13 protein-coding genes are annotated in these 14592 nt (G+C 76.1%); 6 read left to right on the plus strand and 7 right to left on the minus strand.

Features of this window, described 5'->3' with window-relative positions; translation table 11 throughout:
- Nucleotides 1–5 precede the first annotated feature (5 nt).
- The 4 genes from IEY37_RS10700 to IEY37_RS10715 all read right to left on the minus strand — a co-directional run bounded on the left by IEY37_RS10700 (nt 6) and on the right by IEY37_RS10715 (nt 4084).
- On the minus strand, nt 6–1289 hold the full coding sequence (locus IEY37_RS10700) for a hypothetical protein (RefSeq protein WP_188941565.1): 1284 nt from the start codon (nt 1287–1289) through the stop codon (nt 6–8).
- Nucleotides 1286–1549, minus strand: a complete 264-nt coding sequence (locus IEY37_RS10705) for a Trm112 family protein (RefSeq protein ID WP_188941566.1) — start codon at nt 1547–1549, stop codon at nt 1286–1288. Before IEY37_RS10705 ends, IEY37_RS10700 begins: the two co-directional genes overlap by 4 nt.
- Nucleotides 1550–1797: 248 nt before the next feature.
- Nucleotides 1798–3252: a phosphomannomutase/phosphoglucomutase gene (locus IEY37_RS10710; RefSeq protein ID WP_188941567.1), complete on the minus strand. Its 1455-nt coding sequence runs from the start codon at nt 3250–3252 to the stop codon at nt 1798–1800.
- Nucleotides 3253–3724: 472 nt separating this feature from the next.
- Nucleotides 3725–4084, minus strand: coding sequence for a DUF3499 domain-containing protein (locus tag IEY37_RS10715; RefSeq protein ID WP_188941568.1), 360 nt, complete (start codon nt 4082–4084; stop codon nt 3725–3727).
- A 70-nt stretch (nt 4085–4154) separates the two neighbouring features.
- Here IEY37_RS10715 and IEY37_RS10720 point away from each other — a divergent pair, with 70 nt between their 5' ends.
- Nucleotides 4155–4634 (plus strand): metallopeptidase family protein, encoded by a 480-nt coding sequence (locus tag IEY37_RS10720; protein ID WP_188941569.1) that lies wholly within the window; start codon nt 4155–4157, stop codon nt 4632–4634.
- A 50-nt stretch (nt 4635–4684) separates the two neighbouring features.
- On the opposite strand, the gene IEY37_RS22795 is transcribed toward IEY37_RS10720, so the two are convergent.
- Nucleotides 4685–5116 (minus strand): WhiB family transcriptional regulator, encoded by a 432-nt coding sequence (locus IEY37_RS22795; protein WP_373298307.1) that lies wholly within the window; start codon nt 5114–5116, stop codon nt 4685–4687.
- A 429-nt stretch (nt 5117–5545) separates the two neighbouring features.
- Here IEY37_RS22795 and IEY37_RS10730 point away from each other — a divergent pair, with 429 nt between their 5' ends.
- From IEY37_RS10730 to IEY37_RS10750, 5 genes are all read left to right on the plus strand, one after another.
- The gene (locus IEY37_RS10730; RefSeq protein ID WP_188941571.1) at nt 5546–6310 is read left to right on the plus strand and encodes a site-2 protease family protein; all 765 of its coding nucleotides are present in this window, start codon (nt 5546–5548) and stop codon (nt 6308–6310) included.
- A gap of 235 nt (nt 6311–6545) precedes the next feature.
- Entirely contained in the window at nt 6546–7640 is a 1095-nt protein-coding gene (locus tag IEY37_RS10735) for a 2-phospho-L-lactate transferase CofD family protein (RefSeq protein WP_188941572.1), read from the plus strand.
- Nucleotides 7627–9012: a coenzyme F420-0:L-glutamate ligase gene (locus IEY37_RS10740; RefSeq protein WP_229674287.1), complete on the plus strand. Its 1386-nt coding sequence runs from the start codon at nt 7627–7629 to the stop codon at nt 9010–9012. Before IEY37_RS10735 ends, IEY37_RS10740 begins: the two co-directional genes overlap by 14 nt.
- 19 nt (nt 9013–9031) lie before the next feature.
- A complete protein-coding gene (locus IEY37_RS10745) occupies nt 9032–9586 on the plus strand; it encodes an NUDIX hydrolase (protein WP_188941573.1) in 555 nt (184 codons plus the stop codon).
- Nucleotides 9587–9699: 113 nt separating this feature from the next.
- On the plus strand, nt 9700–11679 hold the full coding sequence (locus IEY37_RS10750) for a DUF2142 domain-containing protein (protein ID WP_188941574.1): 1980 nt from the start codon (nt 9700–9702) through the stop codon (nt 11677–11679).
- Between the two features lie 16 nt (nt 11680–11695).
- Here the strand turns inward: IEY37_RS10750 and manB are convergent, their stop codons facing one another.
- A complete protein-coding gene (manB, locus tag IEY37_RS10755) occupies nt 11696–12814 on the minus strand; it encodes a mannose-1-phosphate guanylyltransferase (protein WP_188941575.1) in 1119 nt (372 codons plus the stop codon).
- A gap of 638 nt (nt 12815–13452) precedes the next feature.
- Nucleotides 13453–14334 carry a glucose-1-phosphate thymidylyltransferase RfbA gene (rfbA, locus tag IEY37_RS10760; protein ID WP_188941576.1) on the minus strand — a complete coding sequence of 294 codons (882 nt, stop codon included), beginning with the start codon at nt 14332–14334 and terminating at the stop codon, nt 13453–13455.
- Between the last annotated feature and the right edge of the window lie 258 nt (nt 14335–14592).

Below are 14592 nucleotides of genomic sequence, written 5' to 3' on the forward strand. Positions count from 1 at the left end.
ACGGGTCAGTCACCTCTCTCGCCGCGCGGTGGCGCGACCGTCGCGGGACGGACCGCCCAGTGGGCGGTTCCCCGGCGTCCCAGTCCTTGCGGGTAGTCCCCGGGCAGCGGCGCCGCGGTGGCCAGACCGAGGTAGACCGCGGCGAACGTCAGCTGCAGTCCGGCGGCCAGCACGGCGGCCAGCGCGTCCGGCCGCGCCGGCCGCTCCGCCCGGTACAGGTCCGGCTCTTCCCCGGGCCCGGGGCCGCCGCGAGCGGGGCCCCGGAGCGTTCCGGGCGGCGGTGGCGGCGGGACGGGCTCCCAGCCGGTGCCGGCGTCGGTCGCGACCGGCTCCGCGGCCGCCGCCGGGCCGTCCACGTGCATCGCGGAGGGCAGTGCCCGGCGCAGCGCCGACAGCCGGCCGGCGTCCCGGGAGGGCAGCACCGGGTCGACCGTGGACACCAGCACGGGCCGGGCCGGGACCGCGGCGGCCGGGTCGTCGAACGGGTCGGCGAACAGGTCCCGGGTGCCGGCGGCCCGGGTCAGCACCGCCGGCGACGTCTCCGCGGACGCCGACGGCAGCACCGCGGCGGGCACGCCGGCGACCTCGCCGAACACCGCCGCCGCGTGCTGCGCCAGGGCGTCGGCGAGCGGATCGGCGCCGACCAAGAGCGGCACGCCGTCCAGCAGGTATTCCGCCAGGTTGACCGCGGGGTTCAGGAACGTCTCGGCCGCCGGGTGCACGGTGACGGCGACCCGGTCGAGCAGGTCGGCCAGGTCCGCCGGCTGGCCGTGCGGTAGCAGCCCGCTCGCCGCGGCCACCCCGGTGACCAGCGCCCACCGGCCCGGCGCCGCCAGGGCCTCGGGCACGGCCATCGCCGGCGGCAGCAGGGCGGCGCCGGCGGCCAGGGCCACCGGCCCGTCGGCGGACGCCCGCACCACGGTGCGGGCGCCGCGGTGCAGCGCGGTCGCGGCGGCCAGCGCGGCCCGCTCGTCGTCAGGGCGGCCGGCGAGCACCACCACGAGATCCAGGGGCCCGACCCAGGCGGGCACGTCCGGCAGGCCGAGGACCGGCGTGCGGGCCGCCTCGCCGGCCAGCGCCGCCAGCACCGCGGCGTCCGTGCCGGCGGTCGGGCCGACCAGCACCAGGGCGCGCGGCCGGTCCACCGGGCCCAGCTCGCGGACCTGCTCGGCGACGGACCGCACCTGCGCCCCCGCCGTCCCGGCCGCGGCGAGCAGGGCGGCGGCGTCGGCCGCCTCGACCGCGGCGCGGTCGCGCAGCAGGTCCGCGCCGGTGGGCACGCCGGTCACGGCTCGGTCGCCGGCACGGTGGGCGTGGGCGGCACGGTGGGCGGCACGGTGGGCGGCACGGTGGCTGTCTCGTCACCGCCGACGGCCTCGTCCAGCAGCAGCACCGGGATGCCGTCCCGGACGGGGAAGCGGCGCCCACACAGCGTGCAGGTGAGCGCGTCGGCCTCCGGGTCGTCCGGGGTGCCGACCACCAGCGGGGCGTGGTGGTCCGCAGGGCAGGCCAGCACATCCACCAGCACCGGGTCCAACCGCACTGCCACGGCGCGCTCCTCTCCACGGTCGACCGGACCGGATCCGGTCCGCCTGTCAGGTCTCACTGTGCCGCCCGGGGACGGCGTCCTGCCACCGGCACCCCGGCGGCTGCTGCAGACGACGATGTCGGCGACACCGCCCGACCGCACCGCCCGACCCGTCCGGCAGCGGGCGCGCGTCCCCCCCACAGTGCCCCGAGCGCGCCGGCCCGAGCGCGCCGTGCGCGACATCGGCGGCAACAGCGACGTCAGCGGCGTCAGCTCCGCAGTAGTGCCAGGATCTCGTCCCGCAGCTGCGCCATGGCCGGCTCGGTGGCCGCCTCGACGTTGAGCCGCAGCAGCGGCTCGGTGTTGCTGGGGCGGACGTTGAACCACGAGCCGTCCGGCAGCTGCACGGTGATGCCGTCCATGTCGTCGGTGGTGGCGTCGTGGGCCTGCGCCCAGTCGTGCACCGCGGCGATCCGGCCGGGGACGTCGGCGACCTCCGAGTTGATCTCACCGGAGGCGGCGTAGCGGCTGTAGCCGGCGGCCAGCTCGGACAGCGGCACCTGCGCGGCACCCAGCGCCGCCAGCACGTGCATGGCCGCGAGCATGCCGGTGTCGGCGCGGAAGAAGTCCTCGAAGTAGTAGTGGGCGGAGTGCTCGCCACCGAAGACGGCACCCGTCCTGGCCATCTCCGCCTTGATGAAGGAGTGACCCACGCGGGTGCGGACCGCGGTCCCGCCGGCCTCGGTCACCATCTCCGGCACCACCCGGCTGGTGATGAGGTTGTAGAGGATCGTCGAGCCCGGCTTGCGGGCCAGCTCGCGGGTGGCCACCAGCGCGGTCACCGCGCTCGGCGACACCGGCTCGCCGCGCTCGTCGACCACGAAGCAGCGGTCGGCGTCGCCGTCGAAGGCCAGACCGATGTCGGCGCCCACCCGGCGCACCTCGGCCTGCAGGTCGACCAGGTTGGCCGGCTCCAGCGGGTTGGCCTCGTGGTTGGGGAAGGTGCCGTCCAGCTCGAAGTAGAGCGGATCGACCTGGAGCGGCAGGCCCTGGAAGACCTCGGGGACGGTGTACCCGGCCATGCCGTTGCCGGCGTCGACCACCACGTGCAGCGGCCGGATGCCGGTCAGGTCGACGAGGGTGCGCAGGTAGTCGGCGTACTCGGCGAGCACGTTCCGCTCGCTGACCGTGCCGGGGGTGGCGGCCCGGGGCAGCTGGGCGGCGCCGTCCAGCACGGCCTGCGCGTCGTCCCGCATCCGGTCCAGACCGGTGGCCAGGCTGATCGGCACGGCGCCGGCCCGGCACAGCTTGATGCCGTTGTAGCGGGCCGGGTTGTGCGAGGCGGTGAACATGGCGCCCGGCAGGCCGAGGTGGCCGGAGGCGAAGTAGAGCATGTCGGTCGAGCCGAGCCCGGCCATCACGACGTCCACGCCGGCCGCGGTGACCCCGTCGGCGAACGCCGACGACAGCTCCGGGGACGAGTCCCGCATGTCGTGGGCGATGACGACGGACAGCCGCTCGCCGGGATCGCCGGTCTCGCCGCCGGCCTCACCGAGCAGCAGCGTGGCGAAGGCGCCGCCGAGCGCGCGGGCGACGCCCACGGTGAGTTCGACGCCGACGACGCCGCGGACGTCGTACGCCTTGACGAAGCGGCTCAGGTCGATGCGGGGGGCGTCCGGGCCCGTCCCGCTGTCGACGGCCGGCTGGGCGGTGGCCTGCTGCATGGAGGGTCTCCTGGGGTCGCGCGGGCGACGACCTCCGGTCCGCCGTGGCCTGGCCGACCGGAGACCGGCGGGAAGGTCCTGGGCAGACTACCGGCGCCGGGTGGCCGTGACGGGTGGCGAAGACGACACTGCACCACCCGGAGGTGGAGTGTCAGCCGTCGGAGCGGCGACCGACCGGGGGCTGACCGGGGAGCGCGCGGGTCGGGCGGGTGAACGAGCGGGTGCCGCCCACCCGGCGGGGAGAGCAGGGTCACCGCGAGACAGGCGTCACAGGCGGCGGCGCCGACGGCTGGCTCGCCGATGCGGGTGCGGTGGGCCGAAAGAACCGGCCCGTACCGGCCGGCCGGGCAGGGACGGGCGGCGGCTCCGTGCCGTCCGCGGTTCCTCGAGCACGACCGGCAGGGATCGGGCCAGGACCTCGAGGCCGGATGCTCCGGCCGGATCCCCCGGATCCCGAGGCCGGATGGCGAGGTCAGACCTCGGGGAAGCGCAGCACCCGCAGATGCCCGCGGCGGCCGGTCGGCGCGGCGGAGCGGTCCGCCGCGGGCGCCGAGCGGTCGGGGCGGCCGGCTTCGCGAACGGCGTCGGCCAGGGCCTCGAGGTCGTCCGAGCCGCGACCGGGCTCGGGCAGGTCGGCGTCGGGCCGGACCACCTCCCACCCCTTGGGCGCGGTGAGCCGCAACGCGTGGCGGGCGCACAGGTCGTACGAGTGCGGCTCCGCGGCCGTGGCCAGCGGGCCGACGACGGCCGTCGAATCGGCATAGGCGTAGGTCAGTGTCGCGACAGCGGGCTCGAGACACCCCGTCCTCGAGCACTTCCGCGTTCTGGCCACGAGCGGAAGATAGAGCACCGTGGCGTCGCGCCGGGAACGGCACGCCGACGCTCGTAGACTCGGCCGCCTGATGAGCGACCCGCACACCCTCTCGACCGCCCGGGACGGCGGCGCTCCGCGGCGCCGCCGCCGCGACCGCCACGGGCGGGGACTGCGCTGGCCGCTGCTGCCGGCGGACCTGCCGGGCGCGCGCAGCCGGGCCGAGCAGTTCGACGACGCGGTGATCGACGCGACCGCCGACCTCGAGGAGCGGTGGCCGCGGGAGATGAAGGAGATCGACTTCGCGGTCGACGACGTGCCGCCGCTGCCCGCCGGGGAGGTACTGCCGTCGTCGGACGTGGTGCTCGACGGTGGCGTGCCGCTCACCCGTTTCGTGCCACCGGGAGTGGACGGCCGGGGGCGGGCCACCAGGGCCCGGATCGTGATCTACCGCCGGCCGCTCGAGGTCAGGGCCGAGGACGCCGGCGATCTAGGCGATCTCGTGGCCGAGGTGCTGACGGAACAGTTGGAGGCGGTGCTGGGCGAGTCGTCGGGATCACCCGACGACTGACCCGGTGGCGCGGGCCGGCGGGCCGGCCGTCCGCCGTGGGGACGGCAGGCTCAGCTGGCCTGCCGCTTGAGGCGGCGACGCTCCCGCTCGCTCAGGCCGCCCCAGATGCCGAAGCGCTCGTCGTTGGCCAGCGCGTAGGACAGGCACTCGGCGCGGACCTCGCAGCCGGTGCAGATCTTCTTGGCCTCGCGGGTCGAGCCACCCTTCTCCGGGAAGAAGGCCTCGGGGTCGGTCTGCGCGCACAGCGCCCGGTCGTGCCAGTCGACGTCCTCATCGGTGGTGGGCAGCAGGGTCAACCCGCTCTGCCAGCCGTCGAGAACTGTGACGTCCCCCGGTTGCGACATGGGTGCAGGTCCTTTCGCCGTGACGGTGATGCGCTGAACTGCCCCGACCACCGGTGGTGGTCGCAGCGAGACGGCCGGGGCCGAGACGTCCTGCGGGGGTCGCGCGGTGGTGCGGGCGGTGTGACTGCCAGCGACCACCGGGACGCGGCCGCCGCAGCTGCCGGCCGTGCCGCGGAACCCCTCGACGACGGGCCGGAGAGCCCGGGCGGAGCCGGAGAATCACACCGATGTGATTACACAGGTGTGTCCCGCGCGTCGTCAAGCCGGTGGCGTGCTATCCGCCTGATTCCCCCACGTAGGCCCGCGTGTCGCCCTTGCGGTCACGGTGTGTCACCGCCAGGTCGCTCCACCGGGGGACGCCGGCCGCCGGTGGCCGACCGGCCGGCACCCGGTCGGGGCGGCAACCGCCCCGCCGCGCCGGCACCCGCCAGGAACGCGAGCGACCGTTCGCCCGCACGGCGGCCCCCCGGGTCGGGCGCGACACCCCGTGGGACCCGACCGGCAGGGCCGCGGGCACCGGTGGGGACGACGGGCGGTACCGGCGTCCCACCCCGGCACACTGGACGGATGACCGGAGCCATCCGCCGCCGCTCGCTCGGCGCCGCCGTCTTCCCGGCGGTGGTGCTCCTCGGCGTCGGGGCCGGCATCGCCGCGGACCGCGGCGCCTCCCCCGTCGGACTGTGGGTCTTCGTATTGGTGCTGGCCGGCTGGGTGATCAGCCTGTGCCTGCACGAGTTCGCCCACTCGGTGGTCGCGCTGGCCGGCGGCGACGTGTCGGTCCGGGCCAAGGGGTACCTGACGCTCAACCCGCTGCGATACACCGACCCGGTCTTCAGCCTCGTCATCCCGGCACTGCTGCTGGCCGTCGGCGGCATCCCGCTGCCCGGTGGTGCGGTGCTCATCGAGAACCACCGGCTCCGGTACCGCTGGTGGCCCAGCCTGGTGTCGGCCGCCGGACCGCTGACCAACCTGCTGGCCGGCATCGTGCTGACCCTCGCCGCGGCCGGGTCGACGCACGACGACCGGATCACCGCCCTCGGCGCCGGGCTGGCCTTCCTGGCGGTGCTGCAGTTCGGCGCGGCGATCCTCAACGTGCTGCCGGTGCCCGGCCTCGACGGCTTCGGCATCCTCGCGCCGTTCCTCTCGCCGGCCGCGAACCGCGCCATCGCGCCGATCCGCCCCTGGGCCGGCCTGGCGCTCTTCGCCGTCCTGATCTCGGTGCCGCAGGCGTCCGGCTACCTGTTCCGCGGCGCCTTCGCCTTGTTCGACCTGTTCGGCGGCAGCCGCGGCGCCGCGGCCATCGGCCAGGGCCTCTTCCACTTCTGGAGCTGACGCCCGTCGGGGCGGGCATCGAGGCCACCCGACCAGCGAGGAAGCATCGGCCACCGGCCGCCGGATCCCGCGCCTGCCGGATCCGGGCCCGCCGGGTCCCGGCTCGGGCGGCGACAGGTGCGGTGGCGGGTCGGTGGGCCGGGTCGGTGCCCGGTCGGTGCCGGGTCGGTGCCGGGTTGTGCATCGGGTCGGCGGCCCGCGGCCCGGTCCGGGCGGTCTGGCAGGATCGGCGGCCGTGAGGATCTGCGTGCTGACCGGAGGTGTCGGCGGCGCCAGGTTCCTGCTCGGCGTCAAGGCCTACCTCGGCTGGGATCCGGTCGGCCCGCGGCCGGACGGGTCCGCCGACCGCGTCCAGGCCGTCGTCAACACGGCGGACGACATCCGCCTACACGGTCTGCAGGTCTGCCCGGACCTCGACTCCTGCCTCTACACCCTGTCCGGCGCGGCCGACGTGCAGCGCGGCTGGGGGCGGGTCGACGAGACCTGGACGGTCGCCGGCGAGCTGGCCGCCTACGGCGCCGAGGCCCCGTGGTTCTCGCTCGGCGACCGGGACATCGCCACCCACCTGGTGCGGACCCGCATGCTCTCGGCCGGGTACCCGCTCTCCCAGGTGACGGCGGCGATCGCGGAGCGCTGGCAGCCGGGTGTCGAGCTGCTGCCGATGACCGACGACCGGGTCGAGACCCACGTCGTCGTCGCGGACCCCGCCTGGCGACCGCCGGCCGGGACCGGCACCGGCACCGATGGATCGCCGGCCGGCAGGGGCACCGACGGATCGCCGGCCGGCACCGGCGGGGGCGCCGCGGGAGCGGCCGGGGCTCCGCCGGTGGCGCTGCACTTCCAGGAGTGGTGGGTGCGGTACCAGGCCGCGCTGCCGGCGCAGCAGATCCTGCCGGTCGGCGCGGACGCCGCGCGGCCGGGCCCGGGCGTGCTGGACGCGCTGCGCGAGGCGGACCTGGTGCTCCTCGCCCCGTCCAACCCCGTCGTGTCCGTCGGGACCATCCTCGCGGTGCCCGGCATCCGCCAGGCGCTCGTCGACTCTCCCGCGCCGGTGGTGGCGGTGGCCCCGCTCATCGGCGGCGCGCCGGTCCGCGGGCACGCCGACGCGTGCCTGGCCGCGATCGGCGTCGCCAGCACCGCCGAGGCCGTCGGCCGGTACTACGGCGCCCGGTCGGCCGGCGGGCTGCTGGACGGCTACCTGATCGCCGAGGGCGACGACGCCGACGTCCCCGGCGTGCGGGTGGCGCAGGCGCCGCTGCTGATGACCGGACCCGCCGCCACCGCCGCGATGGTGGCCCGCTGCGTGGAGCTCGCCGGTGTCCGCCGCTGATCCGGCCGGCGAGGGGCCCGGCCCGACCACCGACCTGTCCGTCGCACCGGCGCCGGCCGGGCTCAGCGTCCTGCCGGTGACCGGCCTGCCCGACTTCCGCCCCGGCGACGACCTGGCCGGGGCCATCGCGGCCGCGGCGCCGTGGATCGCCGACGGCGACGTGCTCGTCGTCACCTCGAAGGTGCTCAGCAAGGTCGAGGGGGCGCTGGTCCCGGCCCCGACCGATCCCGAGGAGCGGGACGCGCTGCGGCGCCGGTTGATCGACCAGGAGACCGTCCGGCTGGTCGCCGCGGTGGGCCGGACACGGATCGTGGAGAACCGGCTCGGCATCGTCGCGGCGGCCGCCGGCGTCGACGCCTCGAACGTGCACGGCGACGAGCTCGCCCTGCTGCCGGCCGACCCGGACGCGTCCGCCGCCGCCCTGGTCCGCTGGTTCGCCGACCGCGGCCGGCGGGTGGGCGTCGTCGTCACCGACACCCAGGGCCGGGCCTGGCGCAACGGCGTCACCGACGTCGCGATCGGCGCTGCCGGCGTGCTGGTCCTGGAGGACCACCGCGGCGGGGTCGACCGGTTCGGCAACGAGCTGGTGGTCACCCAGGTCGCGCTCGGCGACGAGATCGCGGCCGCCGGCGACCTGGTGAAGGGCAAGCTCGCGGGCGTGCCGGTCGCCGTGCTGCGCGGGTTGGACGCGCCGGGCGCGCCCGCGGCAGGTCCCGGCGCCGCCTCGCTCATCCGGCCCGCCGCCGAGGACCTGTTCCGGCTCGGCACCGACCTGGCCGTGGCGCAGGGCCGCCGGGAGGCCGTGCTGCTGCGCCGGACCGTCCGCGAGTTCGCCGACGAGCCGGTGGATCCCGAGGTCCTGGCCCGCTGTGTGGCCGTCGCGCACACCGCGCCGGCGCCGCACCACACCGACCCGGTGCGCTTCGTGCACCTGGTCGACCGCCGCCAGGAGCTGTTCGAGGCGTTGCTCGCCGACTGGCGGGCCGACCTGGCCGCCGACGGCTGGCCGGACGACCGCATCGAGCGGCGGGTGGCCCGCGGGCGGGTGCTGTGGGACGCGCCCGCCGTGGTCCTGCCCTTCGTCACCGGCGACGGGCGGCACGACTACCCGGACCGGCGCCGCCGGGACGCCGAGCGGACCATGTTCACGGTGGCCGGCGGGGCCGCCGTGCAAGCCCTGCTGGTGGCCCTGGCCGTCGAGGGTCTGGGCTCGGCGTGGATCTCGTCCACGATCTTCGCGCCGGACACGGTGCGCCGGGTGCTCGACCTGCCCGCGGACTGGGAGCCGCTGGGCGGGGTCGCCGTGGGCCGCCCGCGCTCCCCCGTCCCGCTCCGGCCCGCGCCCCAGCAGGACCGGCTGGTGCGCCGGTGACGCGCGCACCGTCGCCCCGATGACCGCGGCGGCCCTGCACCGGGACGCCCGCCGGGTGCTCGCCGGCTGGCGGGCGCCGGACCGGTCCCAGGCGGCGCTGGCCGAGGCGTACCTGGGCTTCCTGGACGCCCGGGAGGACGCCTGCTCGCGGTCGTGCGTGCCCGGCCACCTGACCGCCAGCGCCCTGGTGCTGGACGCGAGCGGCCGGTCCGCCCTGCTGACGCTGCACCCGCGGGTGGGCCGGTGGCTGCAGCTGGGCGGGCACTGCGAGCCCGCGGACATCGGTCTTGCGGCGGCCGCGCTGCGGGAGGCGACCGAGGAGTCCGGCATCGACGGCCTCGAGTGGGTCCGGCCCGACCCGGTGCACCTGGACGTGCACCCGATCACCTGCTCGCTCGGTGTCCCGACCCGGCACTTCGACGTCCAGTTCCTGCTGCGGGCGCCGGCCGGCGCCGTCCCGGTGCGGTCCGCCGAGTCGCACGACCTGGCCTTCCACCCGCTGGACCGGCTGCGCGGCGCCGGGGACCTCGATCCCGGCCTGCGGGCGCTGCTCGCGGCGGCCGCCGGCGACTGACCACCGCGCCGGACCTGGCGCGCCGGCCCGGGACCGTGTCGCAGGACCGGCCGACCCGTCGGTCCGACCTGCGGTGACGGTGGCCGTCCAGGTCGCGGTGCTAACTTCCGTCCGTGCAGCACAGCCCCGGTGACGGCGGACCGGCCTCCCGGGACGAGAGCTCCACGGCAGGGCAGCCGGACCCCGGCGGGCCGCTCCCGACGGACCCGCAGGGTGCCCGCTCCGGGCCGGACACCGACTCCCTGCCCCGCGTCGCCGACGCCACCGCACCGGCCGGCGGGACCGACCTCACCGCCACCGGCAGCGCCGCCACCGACCTCATCACCACCGGCAGCGCCGAGCCCGCGACCGTCCCGACGCCCACCGTCCCGGCACCGACCATCCCGGCACCGGCACCGGCCGGCACCGCGGTGTCCTCACCCGACGGCCGGCCGGTCCCGTCCGGGTCGCACCCGGCCAGCACCCCGCCCGCCCTTCGCCGCCGGGCGCGGCTGGCGGTGACCGCGGCCACCCTGCTGTTCGCGGCGCTGTGCCTGGGCTACCTGGTCAACACGCCGCCGCTGGTGTCGCCGGACGAGCTGTACCACTTCGACCGGGTCATCGCCGCCGAGCACGGGCAGATCGTCCTGGATCCCACGGAGATCAACGTCAGCAAGGGCGCCCGCGGCGTCGAGGGCCGCCTCGTGGTCAGCCTGATGCGCCGGTCCGGGCCGTCCTGGGCGCAGTTCACGCCGTTGATGCGGGACCAGCGGCCCTCGCTGGACGCGCTCGGCGGCAACTCGCGGTCGCCGAAGCGGGACGTCTCCAACTACATGACGCAGCACCCCCCGCTGTACTACGCGCTGATGGGTGCCGTCGCCTGGGCGCTCCCGGGCGCCGACCGGATGGCTGCCGACAAGCTGATCTTCCTGCTCCGGCTGTTCAACGTGCTGCTGCTGCTGCCGTTGCCGCTGCTGTTCCACCGCGCGGCCCGCAACCTGCTGGGCGAGGGGCCGGTCGCCATGACGGCGGCCTTCCTGCCGCTGCTGGTCGCCGGACTGGCCCGGAGCGCCGCCACCATCAACAACGACAACCTGGCGTTCCTGCTGGGCGCGGCGGTCTTCGCGCTGTCCATGCGGGTGCTGCGCGGCGACACCGGCGTGCGTACCGCGGCCTGGATCGCCGTGCTGTGCGTGGCGGCTTCGCTGACCAAGTCGACGGTGCTGATGGTGCTGGTCGTCGTGCCGATCGCCTACGGCATCCGGGCGCTGCGAGCGCGGCGGCTGCCGCGCTGGCCGACGCTCGCCGTGCTGGTCGCCGGAGCGGCGGGCGCCGCGGTGTGGTGGGTCCGCAACCTGGTGCTGTTCCACGCCGTGCAGCCGAACGCCTGGGGCAGCCAGTTCGCCAGGGCGCAGGGCAGCCCGCGGACGCCGGACAACCCGCCGGACTGGGACCGGTTCTGGTCGACCGTCCGCTTCGCGCTGCCCAGCCGGCTCTGGGGAGCGCTCGGCATCCTCGAACCGCCTCGGCTGCCCACACCGATGGTCGTCACCCTGACCACCGTCACCGTGCTGGCCGCGCTGTTCGCCGTGGCGACGCAGCGCGGGCTGCGCTGGGAGTTCGCCGCACTGTTCGCCGTGCCGCTCGCGTCGCTGGTGATGGTGGTGTGGCAGTCCTACCGGCACTACCTGGCCTACGTCGCCATCGCCGCGATCCAGGGGCGCTACGCCTACCCCGCCCTGATCGGCCTGCTGCTGCCGATCGCGGTGCTCGTCGTGGCACTGCTGGGCAGGTTCCGGCGCTGGGCGCCGGCGCTGGTGGCGGCGGCCGGGCTGCTGGTCACCGGTTGGGGGCTCTACGCCTCGGTCGAGTACACCTGGCTGGTCCGCGGCCGCGCGCTGGTGCCCTCGGACTGGGGCACCGCGCTGCGCAATCTGGCCGGCTTCTTCCCGTGGGCGCCGTGGGTGCTGGGCGGCATCGGCGTGGTCACGGCCGCGCTGGCGGTGGCCGGCGTCGTCGCGACGGTGCTCTCCTGCCGCCGCCTCCCGCCCGGCCCGCCGCCGGCGGCACCGGCGGACGGGTTCCGGCCGGTGCCGGCGGCGGTGGGCGCCTGAGGCGGGCGCCCGACCGTCAGGACGCGTCGGAGGAGAACCGGACGCCGGCCTCGGGCAGCTCGACACCGGGCCAGACCCGGATGCCGCCCAGCAGCTCGCACCGAGGGCCGACCACGGCGTCGTCACCGATGACCGCGTCGGCGACGACGGCGCCGGCGCCGATCCGGGCCCGCGCGCCGATCACCGACCGGGTCACCGTCGCCCCGGCCTCGATGACCGCACCGTCGAACACGACCGATCCGGCCACCGCCGCGTCGTCGCCGACGGAGACGTCGCGGCCCAGGGCGGTGCCGCCGGTGAGCGTGGCCGTCGGCGCGACAACCGCCCCGGGCAGCGTCAGCACGTCGCCGGCGGGGGCGGGCAGCGCGGAGGTCGGGGCGATGCCGCGGACCAGGTCCGCCGAGCCCTGGACGAACGCGGCCGGGGTGCCCAGGTCCAACCAGTACGACGAGTCGACGTAGCCGTAGACGCGGGCGTCGCCGGCCAGCAGGCCGGGGAAGGTCTCGCGCTCGACGGAGACCACCCGGCCCGCCGGGATGGACTCGATCACCGTCCGCTGGAACAGGTAGCAGCCGGCGTTGATCTGGTCGGTCGGCGGGTTCTCGGTCTTCTCCAGGAACGCCTGCACCCGCCCGTCCGGATCGGTGGGCACGGAGCCGAACGCGGACGGGTCGTCGACCTTGGTCAGGTGCAGCGTGACGTCGGCCTGCTGGCGGCGGTGGAAGTCGATCATGCCCGTCAGGTCCACACCGGACAGGATGTCGCCGTTGAAGATCATCACGGTCGGCGCGGAGACCCGGTCGAGCACGTTGCGGATGGCGCCGCCGGTGCCCAGCGGGGAGTCCTCGATGACGTAGTCGATCTCCAGGCCGAACCGGGAGCCGTCGCCGAAGTAGCCGGAGAAGGTCTCGGCGCGGTAGCTGGTGCCCAGCACGACGCGGCGGATGCCGGCGGCGCGCACCCGGGACAGCAGGTGCTCGAGGAACGGCGCGCCGGCCGTCGGCAGCATCGGCTTGGCCGCCGACAGGGTCAGCGGGCGCAGGCGGGTGCCCTTGCCGCCGACGAGGATCACCGCCTCGACGTCGTCCGCGCCGTCGGCCGGGCGGATCGGGTCACTGGTCACGGCATCGCTCATGTCGGGTGTCGTCCCTGCTCTCTCGGGTCGGTGGCTCGAGGTCTGGTGCGGTTGCGGTTGCGGTGCCGGCGGCGCACTGCCGGGGCCGTGGCGGTGTCGCCCGTGGGCGGCCCGCGGGCGGGCACGGTCGAGGAGTCGCGACGACACCCTCTGGTTCGCCGGGCGGGGCTCCGGCGTTTCGCCGACGGTGGCCCACCGTGGCCGCCGCACTGCGCGGGGTGTGCGGAACGGCCCGCGACGGGACCGTGGGCACGGCCGGGGCGGCCGGACGGCGGCGCCGGTCGCGGATCGCAGCACCGCGACCGCCGGAACCCGCGGGCATCGGTGCCCTCGGCCACTATGGCGGCCCGGGCCGCCCGCGTCGAGCCGGTGTGACCCACTTCCGGAACGGACACCAGGCACCCGGCGACGCCGTCGGCCGCTCCGACCGGCCCGGATCGGCGGGCATCGCCGCAGCCCGGAGCGCCCGCCATTGTGGCCGCACGGCCGGGGCGGACCGGCGGTCGGAACCAGGGGTGGGCGTCGGGGCAGCGGTGCCGGGCGGGCGGCGACTTGGCGGGCGGCGACAGAGGGCGGACCCGCCGGCCGTGCGACGCAGCGTCCGACCAGGCGGTCCGGAAACGGAGCCTGCGAAGGGCTCAGCCCGTGGCGCCGGCGTTCCGGGCGACGTCGATCACGTACTGGCCGTAGGGCGACTTGCCCATGGCCCGGCCGAGCCGCAGGCAGGTGTCGGCGTCGATGAACCCCTGCGCGAGGGCGATCTCCTCCAGGCACGAGATCCGGATGCCCTGCCGGTGCTCGAGGACCTGCACGAACTCCCCGGCCTCGAGCAGCGAGTCGTGCGTCCCGGTGTCGAGCCAGGCGAACCCGCGGCCCAGATCGACCAGCGACGCCTTGCCGGCCTGCACGTAGATGTTGTTCAGGTCGGTGATCTCCAGCTCGCCGCGGGCGCTCGGCTGGAGCGTCGCGGCGTGGCCGAGCACGTCGTTGTCGTACAGGTACAGGCCGGTGATCGCCAGGTTCGACTTGGGGCGCGCCGGCTTCTCCTCGATCGAGACGAGGCGGCCCTGCTCGTCGCGCTCGCCGACGCCGTAGCGCTCCGGGTCGCGGACCGGGTAGCCGAAGACCACGCAGCCGTCGATGTCGGCGGCGGCCCGCCGCATCGTCGCGGAGAAGCCCTGGCCGTAGAAGATGTTGTCGCCCAGCACCAGGGCGGCGGAGTCGTCCCCGACGTGGTCGGCGCCGATGATGAACGCCTGCGCCAGGCCGTTCGGCTCGGGCTGCACCGCGTAGCTCAGGGTGAGGCCCCAGTCGCTGCCGTCGCCGAGCAGGCGCCGGAAGCCGGCGTTGTCCTCGGGCGTGGTGATCACCAGGATCTCCCGGATCCCGGCCAGCATCAGCACGGACAGCGGGTAGTAGATCATCGGCTTGTCGTAGACCGGCAGCAGCTGCTTGGAGACCGCCTTGGTCACCGGGTGCAGCCGGGTCCCGGCCCCACCGGCCAGCACGATGCCCTTCATCCGCGGTCCTCACCTCTCGTCGACGGCCACGGCGGATCGGCTCTGGCCGCGGACCAGCCCGGACCCTACCGGAGCGGTCCGTGAGGGCGGCTCACCGTCCGTCGTGAGGTCCGGCCGCCCGCCGGCCGGCCGGGACCGCGCGTCCGCCGGCCGGAATGGTCAGTAACGACGTCGACAGCGCGGGCCGGCCTCTACCCGTCCGGACCACCGTCGCCGCAGCGAAACCCTCGGTCCGTCCGGTACCGCTGGGACAGGCGG

It is taken from the genome of Nakamurella endophytica (assembly GCF_014646215.1).
GTDB classification, from domain to species: domain Bacteria; phylum Actinomycetota; class Actinomycetes; order Mycobacteriales; family Nakamurellaceae; genus Nakamurella; species Nakamurella endophytica.

What these genes read in the sequence shown, in the direction of transcription:
- IEY37_RS10710 (WP_188941567.1), bottom strand. Translation starts at nt 3,252, where the DNA reads ATGCAGCAGGCCACCGCCCAGCCGGCCGTCGACAGCGGGACGGGCCCG.
- IEY37_RS10745 (WP_188941573.1), top strand. Translation starts at nt 9,032, where the DNA reads ATGACCGCGGCGGCCCTGCACCGGGACGCCCGCCGGGTGCTCGCCGGC.
- IEY37_RS10730 (WP_188941571.1), top strand. Translation starts at nt 5,546, where the DNA reads ATGACCGGAGCCATCCGCCGCCGCTCGCTCGGCGCCGCCGTCTTCCCG.
- IEY37_RS10720 (WP_188941569.1), top strand. Translation starts at nt 4,155, where the DNA reads ATGAGCGACCCGCACACCCTCTCGACCGCCCGGGACGGCGGCGCTCCG.
- manB (WP_188941575.1), bottom strand. Translation starts at nt 12,814, where the DNA reads ATGAGCGATGCCGTGACCAGTGACCCGATCCGCCCGGCCGACGGCGCG.
- rfbA (WP_188941576.1), bottom strand. Translation starts at nt 14,334, where the DNA reads ATGAAGGGCATCGTGCTGGCCGGTGGGGCCGGGACCCGGCTGCACCCG.